Genomic DNA, 18,186 nt, shown 5'->3' on the forward strand with positions numbered 1-18,186 from the left:
CTCCGGGCAGGAACCGGCCCGCAGGTGAGGCACCCTGCCGGGTGGCGGGTCTACCGCCACGTCCATCGACGGTCGTAGGCTGTCGATCCGGCTCCAGGCGGGAGTGCAGATGAAGGAGCAGATCGCCGCGATCGTGGCCCGGCTCGACGCCTTCGCCAAGCGGGGCGACTCCGCACCGATCCTCGACGACAGCGCCGTCGAGGAGGCGCTGGCCACCCTGCAGGCGGCCCAGGACGACGCGGCCGACGCCGAGGACACGTTCCGGGTCCTGCAGGCGGTGGCCTGGCTCTTCTGGTACCGGGTGCTGGCCACACCGGACCAGGACCGGCGGGCTGACCTGCAGTTCGCGATCAGCCTCTTCCGGGCGGTCGCGGCTATCGACCCCGACCGGGTGCCGGAACAGCTGCGCCCGCTCCTCGGCGGCAGCGTCGTGTCGGCCGAGACGCGCAACTCCGCGGACCTCGAGGACCGGCTGACGCAGGAGACGACACGGGTCGAGGCGGGCGACCTCGGCCGGCTCGACGAGGTTATCCGGCTGCTGGAGCAGCTCGCCGACCTGGTGCCGGCCGACGATCCCGACCACGGCCGGCACCTGGCCAACCTCGCCATGTCGCTGCGCATGCGGTTCGACCGCGACGCCGACGCCGCCGATCTGGACCGGGCGATCACCGTCGGGCGTACGGCCGGCATGGTCGCCGCGCCGCGGGAGAGGATGGGCGCGCTGTCCCAGCTGTCGGTCGCCTACTACATGCGCTTCGAGCTCACCGGTGACGCCGGCGACCTCGACGAGGCGATCGGGGCCAGCTCCGCTGCGCTGCTGCTGAGCCCGGACGGGACGGGCCGCACCGGCGACCTCACCAACCTGAGCCTGGCGTTGCGTAAACGTTCCGAGATCGGTGGGAATCCGACCGACGTGGAGGGAGCCGTCGTGTTCGGCCGCAAGGCGGTGGAACGTACCGGTCCGCGTGACCCGGCCCTTACCAGCCGGCTGCTGAACCTCGGCCTCGCCCTAACCGGCCGCTACCGGCAATCGGGTGACCGCGACGAACGGGACGAGGTCGTGCGGATTGCGCAACAGCTGGCCGAACGCGGCGCGCCGATCCGGACACAGGCGGTCCTGCAGAGCGGCCTGGTAGGTGCGCTGGCCGCGCGGGACCAGGTGGACGACCCGGCCGTCCTCGACGACCTGGTCGACGCGTCCCGCCGCCTCGCCGTGATGCTGCGCGACGATCCGATGGCCGGCGGGTACGCGCACGCCTCGCTGAGCATCGCGGTCCGTTACCGGTTCGATCGGACCGGCGACCGCGAGGACATCGAGGAAGCGGTCGGGGCGAGCCGCGCGGCCGCCGCCACCGCGGGACTGGACATCATCGCCGATCGGCTCTTCGACCTCGGCGGCGTCCTCTTCCGGCGGTTCGAGAGCTTCGGGAACCCGGCCGACCTGGACGAATCCATCACCGTCACACGTGCGGCGCTGCGGGGCTCCTCGGCCGTGGGGCAGACGGACCCGACGTACGCCAACAACCTCAGTGTGCTGCTGAGCAACCGGTACGAGCATTTCAACGAATCCACCGACCTGGACGAGGCGGTCGCCGCGGCCCGGCTGGCCGCTCCCGGCGGCACCGGATTTCTGGACACCCTCGCGCGGGTGCTTCTGCTGCGCTACGACCGGGCCGGCGACCGTACCGATCTGGACGACGCGATCGAGACCGCCCGTGCCGGGATCGACGCCACCCCGGCCGACGCCCCCGAGCGGGGGATGCCGCTGGCCAACCTGGCGGTAATGCTGCGCAAACGATTCGAGGCCGACGGCCGGCCCGCGGACCTGACCGACGCCGTCGGCGTTGCCCGGTCGGCGGTAGACGCCCCGGTGGAGCGGCCGATGGACCGGCAGATCACGCTCGCCGCGCTCGCCAACGCCCTGATGAGCAGGTACCGCCATGACGGTGATCTCCAGGCCCTCGGCGAGGCCGTCGAGATGTATCGCGCCCAGCGAGGCATGGTCGCCGCCGACCATCCGAACCTCGGCACCATCGAGAGCAACCTGGCCATCGCCCTGCTCGAGCGGTTCCGCAGCCTCGGCGAGGCCGGGGACCGGCAGGAGGCAGCCGACTGTTTCCGTACGGCCGTCACCACGGCGAGCACGCCGCTGCCGGTGCGGCTGAGCGCGGCCGGCCGCTGGGCGTACGCCGCGGCGTCGGAGGACCTGGCCGCGGAGGAGACCGGCCAGGCGTACGGCCTGCTGGCCGGTCTGCTGCCGCTGCTGGCCTGGCGCGGGAGCGGCCGGACCGACGTGGAGTGGCGACTGGCCCGATGGGAGGACGTGCCCGGCGACGCCGCGGCCGCCGCGATCGCCGGCGGCCGGGCCGCCACCGCCGTCGAGTGGCTGGAGCAGAGCCGGGCGGTCCGCTGGTCCCAGCGTCTGGAGACCCGGGGCGAGCTGGCGGCGCTGCGAGCCGCCGACCCGGCCCGTGCCGACCGGCTCATCGCGGTGCGTACTGAACTCGACCGGCTGAGCATCGCCTCCGAGCTCGGACAGGGCCGGCCGGCCGAGCCCGACCTCGTCGTGCCGGTGCTCCAGAATCTCTAGAAGTGCTGGCGTTTGCTAAGCACGTTGTTGAGGCGTAGCGCGTCGGCGTCGGTGAGCGCCCGTTCCTTCCCGGCGTCCAGGCCGGCGATCAACGTCTTGAGGTGCAGATCCACCACCGCCTCCAGCAGTTCGGCCGTGGCCGCGGAGGCCAGCGCGCCCCGCCGGTGCCCGATCGCGATGATGAGGACGCCGGCCGCCGCGGCCGGCCACCACCAGCCGCCGAGGACCAGGTAGAGCAGTCCCCAGCCGGTCAGCGTCAGCGCCGAGTGGTAGACGCCGTACGAGGTCTGCACCACGGTCCGGGACTCGACCGGCATGATCAGCCACAAACGTGGCCACAACCGGTTGAGGTCGAGGCCGTAGTGGGTGGCGACCCGCGCGCCGGCAAGCCGCCAGTGATCGCCGGCCGCGGTGAGCCGGGCGGGCAGGTACGGCTCCGGCTGTCCCGGCAGGCGCCGCTGGGCGGACCTGCGACGTCGCCTGACGATCCATCGTGGGCGTTTCGCCGTCCACATCGCGTTCACCGCACCGGCCAACGCCTGCGCCAGGTACGCCGACACGGTGGCGGCCAGCAGCGCCACCACGATCGTCACCGCTATGAGTATCGGCTGCTTGTTCAGCGGGGCGATCTCGGTGGCGATCCGCCGGGCCAGTTCCCCGGGGTCCAGGGCGTGACGTTGGCCGAGCAGCCAGGCGCACCCCATCGTCCCGGTGAACAGCAGCCCGGGCAGCAGCAGCGCGGTCAGCCAGCGGTCGGCGATCTTCTTGCCGATCTCGGCCAGCAGGGTGTTCACGAGGGCTCGTCGAGCGGTTGGAGGTCCATCACCGAGCCGTACAGGGTGCAGCGTGGCTCGCCGCCGTCCGGCCGTACCCCGGCCCGGCGCCCGCAGTTGCTCTTCGGGCACACGTACTCGCCACGCCGGACGAGCGGGTCGAGACCCAGCCGCGCCAGCGGGATCCCGCCGGAAAACGTCCCCCGGACGCTCTCGGCGTGACCGCGGTAACCGAGCAGCCGGCACGCTCGAACGGCTGAACCTCCGTCCTGCACGGTCCGGACGGTCCGCTCCAGTTTGTCCTCCCAGCCACCTTCGCGAGCCCGGGCGCGCAGCGGCGCCAGCTGGGTACAGAGCCATTCGTGGGCGTCCCGTTCGCTCAGTGCCACCGTGGCCGATCCTTCCCAGTAGAAAACCTGGCAACACCGTACGGTGGTTCGTGCGCCGGCGCCGCGCCCACACTGTCCGTCCGGAGGTGCTCCATGGCGAAGCCCGAGACATGGCCCGATCACCAGCACCACCTGGACCGGCGGATGACCCTCGCCCGCCAGTGGGACGACCTGGTCGCCGAGGTGCGCGAGCTGCCGGGCTTCACGGATTTCCTCCGGCCCCCGTCGCTGGAGAGCCTGTTGCCGGCCGCCGCCGACGGTCCGGTCGTGGTCATCAATGTGAGCCGTTGGCGGTGCGACGCCCTGCTCGTCACCACCGGGGGGGTGGATGTCGTCGAACTCGGCTCCCTGACGTACCCCGAGATTATCAACCGTATCGCCGCCTATCTCGAAACGGTCGACCGGTTCCAGGATGTCACGCTGGCCCTGACATCCGCGTCCGAGCAGTACCGAGCCGGCGCCTTGGACGACGAGGGCATGCGGGGGGCCGTCCAGACGTACGAACTCGACATGATCGACCTGGAGCAACGCCTGTCCCTGGTGCTGGAATGGTGCTGGGAACACGTCACCGAGCCGGTCCTGACCAGGCTCGGGTTCACCGCGCCGCCCGGCGGCGACCGGTGGCCGCGCCTGTGGTGGTGCCCGACCGGTCTGCTCACCCTGTTGCCGCTGCACGCGGCCGGCCGTCACGAGACACCCGGAGAGTCGGTGATCGAACGGGTGGTGTCCTCCTACACGCCAACGCTGCGGGCGCTGCTGGAGGCCCGGCGCCCGCCCCCCACGGCCGAGGAGGACTCCGCGGTACGTGACGCCCTGCTGGTGGTCGCGATGCCGCAGACCCCCGGCCAGCCGGCGCTGCCCAACGTGGCACGCGAGGTCGCCCTCCTCACCGGACTGGACGGCCTCGGCAGCACGGTTCTGCAGGGCCCAGGCGCCACCGTGGACGCCGTCCGCGAGGCGCTGTCCGGCCACCGCTGGGTCCACTTCGCCTGCCACGGCGACCAGAATCTCGACGACCCGGCACAGGGCGGCGTGCTGCTCACCGATGGCATGCTCACCGTCACCGACATCAGCGCCCGGCAGTACCACAGCGACCTGGCATACCTGTCCGCGTGCAAGACCGCAACCGGCGGCACCACCCTGCCCGACGAGGCGATCACTCTCGCCGCGGCGCTGCACTACACCGGCTACCGGCACGTCATCGCCACCCTCTGGTCCATCTGGGACGACACGGCTCCCACCGTCGCCGAGTCGGTCTACCGATCGCTCGCCGACGGCGCGATGCTGCGCCCGGAACGCTCCGCCGTCGCCCTGCACCATGCGGTACGTGCCCTGCGTGCGGACCGGCTGGGGGAGCCGAGCGTCTGGATGCCGTACACCCATACCGGCCCGTGAGTGTCACCGCTCTGGCCGGGCTCGTGCGGGAACGGGCCGGGCAGCCGAACCCGGTCGACCCGGCGACCGATCCGGATCTGCGTGACCGGCTGACCACCCTGCTGAGCCGGGTGCTGCTCGACCTGGGGACCTCCGGCACGCCTGACGCCGCTCTGTTGCGGACGTTGGCCGACCTGCACTGGACGTGCGCCGCCGGTGACGCGGACATCGTGGCCCGCCCGGGACTCGCGCTCTACGCGGCGATCCCGGCGCCGGACGTGCCGGCTCCGGTCTGGGCCGCCCTGCAACGGGTGGAATCCGCGCTGCGCATCCCGCTGCGGGCCGGGCTGGCGGCGATGCGGGGATACCAGCGCACCGGCGACCCGGAGGCACTCCGGCACGGCCTGTTCTGGATGCTGCACACCGCGCTGGCACCGACCGGGCCCCGGCACCACTCGTACGCCCTGAGCAATCTGCATCAATGTTTCGCGGGCCTGGCCCGCGACGACGGGGACATCGGCCTGCTCGACCTGGCCATCGCTTTCGGCCGCATCGCGGCCGACGCCCTGCCGTCCGGCGACACCGTCACCACCAGCCTGCTCTGCTCACTGAGCGAAACCCTGCGCGACCGGTACGAGCACCGCGGTGTACTCGCCGACCTCGACGAGGCGGTGGCATTCGGCGAGCGCGGCGTCGCCGGACCGGCTGCCGACGCCACCCAGCTGGGCGTCAGCCTGGCGACGGTGAGCATCGCGCTGCACGACCGGTGGGTGGAGACCGGGGATCAGGAGGATCTGACCCGGGCACTGGCCGCGTCGCGCCGGGCGATGCGGGTGATGCCACCGGAGGCGCCGGAACGCGGCCGGGTCCTGGTCAACGCCCTGGCGGTCTTCGGTCAGGCCGCGCACACCGGCATGTCCGCCGACGGCTTCCGCACCGTGCTGCTGATCGGCGGCCGGGCGCTGGACGAACTCGGGCCGTCGTCCCCGCACCGGCCGATCGTGCTGGGCACCCTCGCCGACATCCGGATCCTGCGCCACCTGCACGAGCGGCGTCCGGCCGACCTCAACGGTGCCGTCCGGCTCGCCCGCGCCGCGGTCGCCGGCATCGATGTCACCGATCGGCACGCCGGCCGGCTGCGGGCGACGCTGGCGCGGGCGCTGCACCGCCGCCACCAGGCCACCGGCCGGATCGAGGACCTCGACGAGGCGGTGGCGGTGCTGTCGCACACTGGCGCGGCGCCGCCGGGCGAACTCGGCGAGGTGCTGCGATCCCGGTTCACCGCGACCGGCGATACCGCCGACATCGACGCGTCCATCGCCGTGCACCGCCGGGCGCTGGAATCCTCCGGCCCGGGCGATCGGGCGCGCTTCGGCCGGCTGTTGAACCTGGGCGGCGCTTTACATGCCCGGCATCGGTACGGACGGGACAGCGCAGGCCTGGACGAGGCGATCGACGTCTACCGGGCGGCGCTGGCCGGACTCGGCGAACACGACGTCAACCGGGTCACCGCGTTGGTCAATCTCGCCGAAGCGCTGCTGAGCAGGTTCACCCTGTCCGGCGACCTGACCGATCTCACCACCGCCGTCGTGCTGTGCCGGGCCGCGGTGGCGCAGGCACCACAGTGGCACCCGGAACGCCCGTTATTCCTGTCCAACCTCGGCAACCTGCTGCGTACCCGCCACGACGTGACCGGCCAGGCCGCCGACCTGGACGAGGCGATCAGCGCCGGCCGCGACGCGGTGGCGGCCGCCGGAACGGTACGGTCCGACCGCGGCCAGTACCTGCACAATCTGGGGATCGCGCTGGTGCGGTCGTACAAGCGCGACGGTGACGGCGACACCCTGGCGGAGGCGGTGACCTGCCTGCACGAGGCGGGACGTGCCGCACCCGGCCAGGCCGTCGACCGCGCCCTGTACCGCGGCAGCCTCGCCGGGGCACTCCTGACCCGGTTCGAGCGCGGCGGGGATACCGCCGACCTGACGGTGGCGCTCGACCAGCTCCGGCACGCCGTGGAGGAGACTGCGCCGGCACCGCACCACCAGGCGTTGCACCTGTGCAACCTCGCTGCCGCCGTGCACATGGCACGGGACCGGCCGGAGGTCACCGTCCCGGAGGACACCCTGATCCTCGCGGAGCGGGCCGTCGCCGCGAGCCCGCCCGGCACACCGCACCACGCCCGATCCCTGACGGCCCTGGGCCGGGCACTGTGGAACCGTCCGGACCCCGACCGGGCACGGGCGGTGGACTGCTGGCGGGCGGTCACCGGGACCGCGGCCGCCTCCGTCGCGGAACGGTTCGAGGCCGCCCGGCTGTGGGTGACCGCCGCCTCCACCGGCGAGGCGGAGACGGCGATACCCGCGTTCGCGGCCACCGTCGACCTGCTGCCGGAATTCGTCTGGCACGGGCTGGACCGGGAGACCCGCGAGCGGCACCTGACCACCGTTCAAGGCCTGGGCACCGGCGCGGCCGCATTCGCCCTGCGTGCTGGCCGCGTCGAGGACGCCGTCACCTGGCTGGAGCAGAGCCGCAACGTGCTCTGGGGACAGATGCTCCAGCTCCGCGACGACCACGCCGGGCTGCGCCGGGCCCGGCCGGGATTGGCGACCCGGCTCGATGCCCTCCGCGTCCTGCTGGACTAGTCCGTTTTTGTGCGCACACCCACCGAGGACTGGTCACCGGTGAATGTGATCACGGTCTCTCCGGCCGTCCCCGAGTCGCCAGCCGCACAGCGGCCCTACGGTTGACCAGCGGTCCGCCAACCGAGTCGCGGTCAACATGCCGGTGCGGGCAAGCCATCAGGGCATCGAGTGACCGTGACCGTGGATGGTCGCCCAGACCACCTTGCCGTCACCGGTCGCACGAGCGCGCCGTCGAGGCCGAGCTCGACGCGCTGGCTGCCAGTCAGCCTCCGCCTGAGTGCCCGGGCCTGAAACAGTGGTTCTTCGGCATCACGTTCGGCCTTAGCCGGCTGCTGCTGCGCCAAGCCCTGCTCGAACCTGCGCCGTCCACGAGAGCCCGAGCGAGCACTGCGGCGATGCTGCTGTTCCTGGCCACCGGAATGAGCCGGCTGAGGGTGATGGTGCCCGATGGCCAGTTCGAGCTGCTGCCTGTGCTGCTGCCGCCGTTCCTGCACCAGTTGGTCGAACTGGTCGCTGCTGACCTGCCTGCCAGTTTGCGCCGTCCCATTGAGCCGGCTTCACGGTGTGACGCAAGTTCTATACGGCCGCTGGCGAGACGAGGAGCGCCCGTAGCTTTAGTCTAACGATGTGGATCGCATCGACTCCGCGGCTGATCTGTGGCGGAGGCTCTGCGGGCTTGGGCAACTGCGCCCGCGTGACTACGACGCGGATATCGTTCAGAGGGTCAGGACCGAGTTTGGCTTAGCCCCGGGACGTGATGTAGCCCAAGAGTTCCACCGGCGGGGCGTACCAGCCGAGACCCTCGTACGCACGCTGCTGCGCGAGCTGCAGCCCTTCGCAATGATGATGATGGACCTGCTCAGATTGTATGAGCGGATCGCCGCGACCAGCGCAACCAGCGACAACCTACGGATCGTGTACGAGTTTTCCGAGAGTGACCAGCTTGATCTTCTGCTGTCCGCGTTCCGTGAGCAGGCGCGCGTGACCCAGAGAAGCATCGAGACCGTGCTGCGGCTCGAGATCACACACCGTCAGCTATGGACCTTCCCCTTCGCGCATCACATCAGCGATCGGCCGTCGGGGTTGGAAGTGTGGGCCGCAACCTACACCGCCGGTTCTTGGCCAGATGATCTGCCCGCACCAGCGCCGACCGGCGACTCGGCACTCGATGGCGCAGTGGCCGAGGCGATGACCGTGCTGCGTGCGTACCTCGACAGGGCCCGATCTTTGGCTCCCAACCGGCTCTCGCTTCGGTCTAGTGTCTCTGACCTGCTCCCGCCTGACGCCGACCTTGTCCGAACTAGCGACGCAGAGAACTGGCTCCCCACTCGTCTGTTCGGCCTGCACGGGGAAGCGGCGATGGCAGCAGAAGATCGGTCTCGTGGAGCCCGGACCGCAGCCAGACTCCGCGAATGGCTCGACGACCTCGATTGGCGCCCGTCGACGTAGAGGTGCTGCGCGAGGCCGTTGAGACAATGCTCGCGTTGCCGATCTGGGGCCGGAGGCACGAGTTCTACTCGGCGTGGCTCGTGACTGAGTTCGACAAAGCGCTCCCCGAACGACTGACCTTCCGAGTCCAGGAGGGCATACTGGCCTTCCCTTTTCGGGCCACTCCCATAGCGGACATGGAAAGCGCTGCCGGTCCCATCGAACTCTGGGCCGAGCTACGGTCGCCGTACCACAACCCGATCGGTGCCTCACGCAAGAACGGCATCCAACCCGACTACAGGTTCCTCGCAGGCCCCGATCCACAATGTGACACGGTCCTCGCGGTCGAGGCAAAACAATACCTGCGGCCGGCTGCCAAGAATCCTGGACAGGCCTTGGCCGACTACAGCGGTGGCCTGCCGAAGGCGGTTGTCATCTTGGCTGCGTACGGGCCGGTAAGCCCTTCCGCCATCATCTACGTTCCCCAGAGTCGGCGGCATCGGGCACATGTGCACGACTATGTACATCCGGGTGCACCGGGCTGCAGCAGTTTTCAGCAGCAGATCGCTGCCGCGCTGCCGCCACCCAAACCGAAGCTCGTCGCCCCGCAAGCAACCCTCAAGCTCTCCTGGGATCCAGTGGTTCCGGACCTGGACCTGCACGCCTACATCGCTACCGGCGACGCCGAGCAGCATATCTACCACGCGCGGAAAGTTAGCGAGCACGTGGAACTCGTAAAAGACGTGCTCGACGGTCGAGAGCCGGAGAGGATGATCGTCAGGCAGTGCAGGGATGGGCTCTACCTGCCCGTTGACGTCGAAGTCCGGGCATTCACCGCGGGTGCTGCCCTCGCCCGCGCTCAACTATCTCTCACCGTCCCCACCGATCGCGGGCCAATCCTGGTCCACCTGCCGGCGTCGGCACCTGTGAACGTCCGCACTTGGGTTGCGCTTTCGATCGATGCGGACGGCACCATCGACGTGCACCACGACTTCATACAACGTGACGAAGGCGCAAACCAGTACATCTAGCTGCGCTCGTGGACCGATCACCACGACGTCGGCGGGGGCATGGTAAAGGGTATGGCGCAGCAGGCGGCAACCTGATGCTGGAGCTGGGGGGGCGCCAACCGGTTCCGATTTCTGATCGGGGCACAGGATGCCTGTGGGGTTCCAGAAAGGGGCACGACGGTTGACCTGCATGATATGGCAGGCCAGCGGGCTGCACGAGAGCCGATCGAGGGGTTTCCGACTGCCCCGCGCCCCGTCGGCCAGCGGCAGCCCGGCGTAGATCCTCGATGTAGGCTGTGCGAAGAGACGAAGAGCGAGGGAAGCAGAACCAAGAGCCTATAGACGCTGATGAGGCTAATCCCCACGAGCTGCTCCACCACATGGATGTCGAGAGTGGAGCACTGCCAATCGATCAGCCGCTATAGCAACGGGATCGATGCTGACAGCGTCGGACCCGGTTGGGTTTTGGCGGGCGTGCAGCGATGGGTAGGAGCGCGCCGCTCCCTTGGTGACGGGTGTTCTGCTGGTAGGGCAGCGGGACGCGTTGGACTGGCGCGCCCTGTCGGCCCCCGTTTGCCCCCGAAAACCCTCGCCCGTGGGTGACAACCAGTGACAAGTAGCGATCATCGCTTAATCATGTCTGCGCAGCTCAGTACTGAACTTCGACAGCCAGTGACAAGGTCGAGATGGCTACTGACGGTAACAGCCGGATCGCGGCCAATCCCGCCCTCGGCTGACCAACTCAGCCCTGTCCCGACGACCGGGGGACCCAGGAGACCACGCCCACCGCCGCGACAGACGGCCCCTCACCATGCCCCGACCGGACCGCATCGAACACCAGCGATCACAGGCGCGGGACCGAAGCGGCCGACATCAGCGGTGAATGATCGAGGCTAGTGGTCGACAATCGGTGACAAAGGATGGCTATCGCGTGGTCATGTCGGTGCAGCTCAGCGTTTATCTATGACAATCAACGACAAGGCTGTGGCCACTACGGACCGTGACAGAAGGTTAGGGGCTAGAGTCCCTTCGGGCGGGCGTGCAAAAGATCAAGGTCGTAACCTGCGGAAACAAGGGTCACGGCCTTTTCTTTCCCATTTTCGGCTCCGATCTTCCCGTCTGGTGGGAGGGTGGTGATCCTGTGTCGGCAACGTATCGTTCGATACTGGAATAACCGCCTCGACTACACGCCCTACGGTGCGAGATCAGGTCGCGTCGTGCAGCCAGGTTCGGCAAAGCCACCAGGCGGTCATGGCGCCGAAGGCGCCCGCCGGGTCGATGCCGGTGACGGCGGCGAAGCGCCGGACCCGATTGCGAATCGTGTTGGGGTGCACGAAAAGTCTCGCTCCGGCGAGGTCGACATCGCGGTCGCTCTCCAGCCAGGCGAGCACGGCGTGCGCCACCGATTCGGCAGTCGGTCCGAGTGTCGCCCAAGCGGGCGCGTACCGGTCGAGCAGCACCGTTGCCAGGTCTGCCCGCTCGGTCAACGCCGCCAGCCAGGCCACATCGGCAATGTGGATCAGCCCGGTGCGGCCGGTGGACTCGGCGGCGGTCAGGGCCGCGGTGGCGAGCCGCTGCACCGGCGCGAGTTTCTCCGGTTCGGCCGGACCGGCGAGCCCTGCCACGGCCCCGGTCCCCTTCAGGCGGGCGGACGGAGCCCGGGACAGAACTCCGACCATCAGGTCGTCCACGGTTGCGCACAGCACCGGCGGGTGCTCGCGCACGGCTCGTTCGATGCCGGCGGCGGTCTCCCCGGGCCGGGCGACGAGCACCCACAGCCCGTCGGTGACCGGAAGGCCGGCCTCGGCGGCTGCCAGCGTGGCCGCCGAACCACCCTGGAGCAGCCGCCGCAGCAGTGCCGTGTCCCGGCGCCCGGGAAGCGGATCCGTGCTGGCTCCGGTAGCCCGATGCGCGCTGATCAGCCGGGCCCGGACGGCCTCGGCCCAGTCGTCGTAGAGGTCCCGGACGTCCAGCAGTTGCTCGGCGCTGACGCCTTGGTCCCGGGCGAGTTCCCGGGCCCGGGCCCAGATCGCGCGCTCGGCGAAGTGGATCGCGCCCAGCACCGATTCGATCGGCACGCCCTGCCGGGCACGGGTGACACCGAGGTCCGCGACGAACGACAGCTCAGCTTCGGTGGGGCCGCGCCGTGCGGCCAATGCGCGGGTTGCGGCCACCAGCAGAGCGCGGGTGTGCCCGGCGATGTCGGAGGTGGGCAGTGCGGAGACCTCCCGCACGGTGGTACGGACTCCGGCGACCACCGACGGCAGCAGTTCGTCATCGCCCACGACGCGTTCGATCAGGTCCACCATCGTCGTCCAGCCGTCCGGATGCGTCATCCTGTCATGCTCCCCGCCGTTGTGGTGCGCTACAACAAGAACCCAAAACTGCGTGGTCCACGCCATGTATTCGCCCCCGTGCCAGGCCCTACGGTTTGGCGGAAGCTACAACCGTCGAGGAGCACCATGGCCGTTTCTTCGAGTCGGGTGGCGGTGATCGGTGCGGGAGCGGCCGGTCTCGCCACGGTGAAGGCGCTGCTCGACGCCGGTTGTGCGGTGGTGGCGTACGAAAAGGGTGACCGGCCCGGTGGCCTGTGGGTCAGGGACAACAGCAGCGGCCTGTCTCCGGCGTACGCCTCCCTGCACTTGAACACCAGCAAACGCCGCACCGAGTTCGCGGATTTTCCGATGCCCGCGGACTGGCCCGACTATCCGTCGGCCAGTCACGTCGCCAGTTACCTGGCCGACTATGCGCAGTCGTTCGGGCTCATTCCACACATCCGGTTCGGGAGCACGGTCACCCGCGTCGAGCGTGACCGGCTCTGGGCGGTGACGACCGAGTCCGGTGACACCGAGCGGTACGACGCCGTGGTGGTCGCGAACGGCCACAACTGGCATCCGCGCTATCCGGATCCGGCTTATCCGGGGACGTTCCACGGCACCCAGATGCACGCCCACGACTACCGAACTCCGGACGTCTTCCGGGATCGGCGGGTGCTGATCGTCGGCATGGGCAACTCGGCCATGGACATCGCGGTGGACGCCTCGCACGTCGCTCGGGGGCCGGTCCTGCTCTCCGCCCGGCGCGGCGTCCACATCGTCCCCAAGTACCTGTTCGGCCGCCCGGCCGACGCGACCGGCGGCACCCTCGCCGCCCTGCCGTGGCGGCTGCGGCAGCGCATCGCCGAGACCCTGTTGCGGCTCGCCGTCGGGACCCCGCAGAGGTACGGCTTACCCGCCCCGGCCGGTGGCCTGTTCCAGAACCATCCGACGATCAGCGACACGATCCTGCACCGGCTCACCCACGGCGAGGTGACCCCACGTCCCGGCATCGAACGGCTGGACGGGGAACGGGTGATGTTCACCGACGGCAGCGCCGACCCGGTCGACGTGATCGTCTGGGCCACCGGGTACCGGGTGAGTATCCCGTTCCTGTCCCCTCAATGGCTGGGCCCCGACCCCCAGCAGCTGCCGCTGTACCAGCGGGTCTTCCATCTCGACGACCCCAGCCTGGCATTCGTCGGCCTGATGCAGTCCACCGGTGCCGCTCTGCCGGTCGTGGAGGTCCAGGCCAAACTGGTCGCCGCGTATCTCTCCGGCGGCTATGCCCTGCCCGGCATCGACGAACAGCAGCACGCCGTGCAGCGAGCCTTGCGCGCCGCCATCGAGCGGTGGGGCACGAACGCGCGGCCGCACATGCGTATCGATTTCGACCGGTACGTCGCCGACCTGCCCAGGGAGGTCGCGGCGGGCCGGAATCGCCTCGCCCGGGGCGGACGCACCTTCACCGCCGAGGAGAGTGTGGTTTGAGCGCCCGAGACCCCCGCGGATTGCGTGTCCTCGTCACTGGTGCCTCCGGCACGTTCGGCCGGGCCATCTGTGCCCGGCTGGACGAGATGGGGGCCCAGGTCGTCGGTTTGGACCTGGCCCCCCGCGCTGATGACCCGGTCCGGGTCCTGGCCTGCGACATCACCGACGACGACGCGGTGCCGGCGGTGGTACGCGAAGCAATTGACCAGCTCGGTGGGCTCGACCTGCTGATCAACAACGCCGGGATCGGTGGGCCCGCCCCGGCCGAACTGGCGCCGGGCGCGGAAGTACGCCGCCAGCTCGACATCAACCTGCTGGGCACCTGGCGGGTCACCGCCGCATGTGTGGACGCGCTGGTCGCCTCTGGTGGCCGGATCGTCATGCTCAGCTCGCGGATGGCCGTCATGCAGTTGCCGCTGGCCGCTGCGTACGGTGCCTCCAAGCGCGCCCTGGTCGCCTACGCGGACGCGCTGCGTCTGGAGCTCGGCACCCATGTCGGCGTCACCTGCGTGTACCCGTCGGCGGTACGAAGCCCGATCCACGACTCGACGGCCGCGGCCGGGCTCTCGCTGGAGGGCATGAGCCAATACGAGCCGCTGGACGGGGTGGTCCGGACCGTGCTGCGCGCCGCGCTCAGTCGTCGTCCTCGCCGTGATCTACCCACCACCCGGCGGGGCGCGGTCGAGTTCTTCCTGGCCCGTCACCTGCCCGCGCTGACCGATCGGATCGTGGCGCGCATCCTCGCCGGCCGGGTCCGCTCCGGCGCGTTCCAGGGCGCCGAGCTTGCCGCGGGTGTGGTCGCACGGCACGAGGCGACCCGATGACGGCGCTGCGCGGGGCGGCGGGCGAGGTGCGGACCAGGGCAGGTGACCTGATCGCGTACGCCACCGGTTCGGTCGGGATGGGCGTCTGGGTGACCGTTCCCGGCCTGCTGTTGCTCTATTTCCTCACCAATACGCTCGGGGTCTCGCCGTTCCTGGCCGGTCTCACCCTGTTGCTGCCGAAGATCATCGACATCATCGTGCATCCGATGCTGGGCAGCCGATCCGACCGGGAAGCGCGCAGCAGCGGACACCGGCTCGGCATGCTGCGGGTCGGTCTGCTGCTTCCGGTGGCCATGGTGGCGATGTTCTCGGTGCCCGCCGGTTTCTCCGGCGCATCGGCGGCGCTCTGGGTGGGCGGCTGGTTCATCGCCGGCAACCTGCTCTTCGCGTGTTTCCAGGTGCCCTACCTGACCACCCCGTCCGATCTTCGAGTCGGGTACCACGAGCGCACCCGGGTGTTCATGTTCCGGATGCTTTTCCTCACCCTCGGGTTGCTTGGTGCCGGTGTGGCCGCACCGGCGCTGGTGGAGTCGGGACGGCGCGGCGACTACGGCTGGATGGCCCTGCTGCTCTCCGGCGTCATGGTGATCTCCGGGCTGGTCGCACTGACCGGGGTACGGCGTCTCACTGCCCACGCCGGTTTCCGGATGCCCGACCAGCAGGCGGCCCACTCGACCATCGGTGACATCGCGGTCGCCTGGCGGGACCCCGACTTCCGCGCGCTGGTGCTGTCCTACCTGTTCACCGGCACCACTACTCACCTGTTCCTCGCAGCGCTGCCGTTCTACACCAAGTACGTCTTCGAGGACTCTGGACTAACCGCCGTGTTCATGGGGGCGTTCCTCGGTCCAGCGGTCATCGCCGGTCCGGTGTGGATGCAGGTGTCCCGGCGCATCGGCAAGCAGCGTGGCCTGCTGATCTGCCAGGCGGTCTTCGTGGCCGGTTCGCTGGCGCCGCTGCTCGGCTACGGCACCGGGCCGGCTGTCGCGGTGGTCGGCGTCCTGGGCATCGCGTTCGCCGGGCTGCAGCTGTTCGCGTTCTCGATGGTCCCGGATGCGGTCGCGGCCGCCGAGCAGCGCGGTACCGTCCGGGCTGGCGCCTACACCGGTGTCTGGACTGCCACCGAAGCCACCGGCACCGCAATCGGCCCGTACGTGTACTCGGCCGTGCTCGCCCTAGGCGGCTTCATCGCCACCACCGAGGGGCAGACCGTGACGCAGCCGGAGTCCGCCCACACCGCCCTGTTGATCGGCTTCACCGTGGTCCCGGCGGTGCTGATGGCCGCGGCGCTGACATTCCAAGTGCGCTGGAAGCTGGATCGGACACGCCACACCGGTTGAGCGTTGCGTGCTCAGGCCGGACACCGGTCGCCGAGCGAAAGCTCGCATGGCCAGCGTCCCGAGCATCGGGCGGGGAGCCAGCAGCGAGAACGGGGGCTGACGTTGCCGGCATTGCGCCGGTTCGGGTTCGGCGATCACGCGGTGCCACCGCTGCCAAAGCGTCCCGCACCGCCGCATCGACGGCTGGTCAATCAGCGACGCGTTCGATGAGGACCCGGCGCACGCCGGCGTCGAGCAGCGCCTGGGCGCGGTGCTGGCCGTTTGGTGTAGCCCTCCCGGCTCGGCCAGGGCGCATACGGACGGATCGTGTCGATGGTGAGCGTTCGCCGTCGGATGTGGAGGGTGCCGCGGCCGGTGGTAGGCCGCGGCACCCTGTCGAGGTCAGCTGGTGGTGTCGGTGACCGTGCTGCTGAACCAGGTGATGTAGTACGTGACCTGGGCGCCGCTCCAGAAGTGGCAGGTGATCGTCACGGCTATGCCCGCGCGCACGTCAGGGCGGGCATGCTGTTGGTGCCGTTCCAGGTGCCGAGGAAGCCGAACGTGGTCGAGGCGCCCGCACCGAGGTTGCCGTTCCAGCTCTCGTTGGTGACGTTCTGGGTGCTGCCGCTCGGTGCGTTGCGGCCGCCCCAGATCTGCGTGATGGCCTGCCCGTTGGCGAAGGTCCAGCTGACCCGCCACCCGGTCAGGGCGCCGGCGCTGGCGGTCACGGTTACCTCACCCTGGAAGCCGCCCTGCCACTGGTTCACGACCTTGTACGTGGCGGTGCAACTGCCCGGCGGCTGGCTGGTCGGTGGGGTGGTCGGTGGGGTGGTCGGCGGGGTCGTGGGTGGGGTGGTCGGCGGGGTGCCCCCGAACTGTGCGAAGAACCGCCACACCTCTGCCCTGGTCCAGGTCCGGGCGCCGTCCTCACAGCCGGAGCATCCGTCCACCGGAGCTGGCCCGTGGCCGCTGTCGTACGCGGCCCACTGCACCGGGTAACCCGCCCGGCACGAGTAGAGGGTGGTGAAGTGCTGCCCGCTGCCCTGCGACGGTTCGCGCGGGTTCTGGGCGGCGCAGCCGTTGTTGCGTACGAACGTGTCCCGCAGCGAACGGCCCTGAGAGATGTTCAGGACGTTGTCCGAGATGCCATGCAGGCCGAAGTACGCGATCGGCTGGGTGCCGCCGCTGCATCCGCTCAGCTGCGCGCCGGAGTAGACCGCGACCGCCCGAAAGACGTTGGCCCGGCTGCACGCGATCGAGTAGCTCATGCCGCCGCCGTAGCTGAAACCGAGGGCGAAGCGCAGCGTCGTGTCGACACAGAGAGCATCGTCGATCCGCCTGATCATGTCGTCGACGAAGGTTATGTCCTGACCACCGGAGTTGGGCCAGCCGTTGCCGATACCCTGCGGTGCGACGAGGATCGCGCTGTTATTCGACTGCTCCTGCATCCCGTAGTAGGACCAGATGCTGCCACTGCTCCCGCCCGACGCGACGTCGTTCATGGTGCCACCGCGCCAGTGGAACGCGAAGATCAACCGGTACGGGTTGTTGTTGTTGTAGTTGGCGGGCACCCGCAGGATGAAGCTGCGATTCTGGCCGCCGCTCTGGATCGTGTGCGTGCCACTGTTCAATCCCGGGGCCTTGCCACATCCGGCCGTCGCCGCGAGTGGGACGGCATTCGCGGCCGACGCGGTGCCGCCGAGGCCGCCACTCAGCATCGTGCCACCCGTGGCCAAGACGAGAGCTACTGCGAACGCGACGGGTCCAAAGAGGGATCTACGCCTGGACATCATGGAACTCCCTCTGCCGTTCGAATGCCGGCATACGTAGACAGGGAACTGGGCTTGCGAACCCCAACACCCATTGACGACCGCGCCCAGAGGCCGCCCGGTAACACGGCGCCGGCCCGGTCGCCATGCCCGCCATCGAAGGCTGTCACTGCGAACGGTACGACGGTCATCAGATGAAAGTCAACAGATCGCGTAGCCAGGTCGCTCTATGGCTGGATCTGTCCGATACAAACGCCTCCAG

13 protein-coding genes are annotated in these 18,186 nt (G+C 69.7%); 9 read left to right on the plus strand and 4 right to left on the minus strand.

The features are described 5' to 3' along the window. The first annotated feature begins 109 nt into the window (after positions 1-109). The gene (locus AB0I71_RS28710; protein WP_357589853.1) at positions 110-2,590 is read left to right on the plus strand and encodes a tetratricopeptide repeat protein; all 2,481 of its coding nucleotides are present in this window, start codon (positions 110-112) and stop codon (positions 2,588-2,590) included. On the opposite strand, the gene AB0I71_RS28715 is transcribed toward AB0I71_RS28710, so the two are convergent. Both AB0I71_RS28715 and AB0I71_RS28720 read right to left on the minus strand, forming a co-directional pair. Continuing rightward, entirely contained in the window at positions 2,587-3,384 is a 798-nt protein-coding gene (locus AB0I71_RS28715) for a hypothetical protein (RefSeq protein WP_357589855.1), read from the minus strand. The two genes, AB0I71_RS28710 and AB0I71_RS28715, sit on opposite strands and share 4 nt — an antisense overlap. Next, the gene (locus AB0I71_RS28720; protein WP_357589857.1) at positions 3,381-3,752 is read right to left on the minus strand and encodes a hypothetical protein; all 372 of its coding nucleotides are present in this window, start codon (positions 3,750-3,752) and stop codon (positions 3,381-3,383) included. Before AB0I71_RS28720 ends, AB0I71_RS28715 begins: the two co-directional genes overlap by 4 nt. Before the next feature lie 93 nt (positions 3,753-3,845). Here AB0I71_RS28720 and AB0I71_RS28725 point away from each other — a divergent pair, with 93 nt between their 5' ends. From AB0I71_RS28725 to AB0I71_RS28745, 5 genes are all read left to right on the plus strand, one after another. Next, the gene (locus tag AB0I71_RS28725; RefSeq protein WP_357589859.1) at positions 3,846-5,147 is read left to right on the plus strand and encodes a CHAT domain-containing protein; all 1,302 of its coding nucleotides are present in this window, start codon (positions 3,846-3,848) and stop codon (positions 5,145-5,147) included. Beyond that, on the plus strand, positions 5,144-7,768 hold the full coding sequence (locus tag AB0I71_RS28730) for a hypothetical protein (protein ID WP_357589861.1): 2,625 nt from the start codon (positions 5,144-5,146) through the stop codon (positions 7,766-7,768). Before AB0I71_RS28725 ends, AB0I71_RS28730 begins: the two co-directional genes overlap by 4 nt. A gap of 395 nt (positions 7,769-8,163) precedes the next feature. Beyond that, entirely contained in the window at positions 8,164-8,391 is a 228-nt protein-coding gene (locus tag AB0I71_RS28735; protein ID WP_357589863.1) for a hypothetical protein, read from the plus strand. A gap of 4 nt (positions 8,392-8,395) precedes the next feature. Further along, on the plus strand, positions 8,396-9,217 hold the full coding sequence (locus AB0I71_RS28740; RefSeq protein WP_357589865.1) for a hypothetical protein: 822 nt from the start codon (positions 8,396-8,398) through the stop codon (positions 9,215-9,217). Then, complete coding sequence (locus AB0I71_RS28745) at positions 9,181-10,227, plus strand: hypothetical protein (RefSeq protein ID WP_357589867.1); 1,047 nt, start codon at positions 9,181-9,183, stop codon at positions 10,225-10,227. The genes AB0I71_RS28740 and AB0I71_RS28745 overlap by 37 nt, the downstream gene beginning before the upstream one ends. Before the next feature lie 1,184 nt (positions 10,228-11,411). On the opposite strand, the gene AB0I71_RS28750 is transcribed toward AB0I71_RS28745, so the two are convergent. Continuing rightward, the gene (locus AB0I71_RS28750) at positions 11,412-12,542 is read right to left on the minus strand and encodes a helix-turn-helix domain-containing protein (RefSeq protein ID WP_357589869.1); all 1,131 of its coding nucleotides are present in this window, start codon (positions 12,540-12,542) and stop codon (positions 11,412-11,414) included. Between the two features lie 126 nt (positions 12,543-12,668). Here AB0I71_RS28750 and AB0I71_RS28755 point away from each other — a divergent pair, with 126 nt between their 5' ends. The 3 genes from AB0I71_RS28755 to AB0I71_RS28765 are packed head-to-tail and all read left to right on the plus strand — an operon-like array spanning position 12,669 to position 16,176. Beyond that, complete coding sequence (locus AB0I71_RS28755) at positions 12,669-14,012, plus strand: NAD(P)-binding domain-containing protein (protein WP_357589871.1); 1,344 nt, start codon at positions 12,669-12,671, stop codon at positions 14,010-14,012. After that, positions 14,009-14,836, plus strand: a complete 828-nt coding sequence (locus AB0I71_RS28760; RefSeq protein ID WP_357589873.1) for an SDR family NAD(P)-dependent oxidoreductase — start codon at positions 14,009-14,011, stop codon at positions 14,834-14,836. Before AB0I71_RS28755 ends, AB0I71_RS28760 begins: the two co-directional genes overlap by 4 nt. Continuing rightward, positions 14,833-16,176, plus strand: coding sequence for an MFS transporter (locus AB0I71_RS28765; RefSeq protein WP_357589875.1), 1,344 nt, complete (start codon positions 14,833-14,835; stop codon positions 16,174-16,176). Before AB0I71_RS28760 ends, AB0I71_RS28765 begins: the two co-directional genes overlap by 4 nt. A 473-nt stretch (positions 16,177-16,649) precedes the next feature. On the opposite strand, the gene AB0I71_RS28770 is transcribed toward AB0I71_RS28765, so the two are convergent. Then, complete coding sequence (locus AB0I71_RS28770; RefSeq protein WP_357589877.1) at positions 16,650-17,945, minus strand: cellulose binding domain-containing protein; 1,296 nt, start codon at positions 17,943-17,945, stop codon at positions 16,650-16,652. Positions 17,946-18,186 lie beyond the last annotated feature (241 nt).

It is taken from the genome of Micromonospora sp. NPDC049891, from assembly GCF_040660295.1.
GTDB lineage: Bacteria > Actinomycetota > Actinomycetes > Mycobacteriales > Micromonosporaceae > Micromonospora.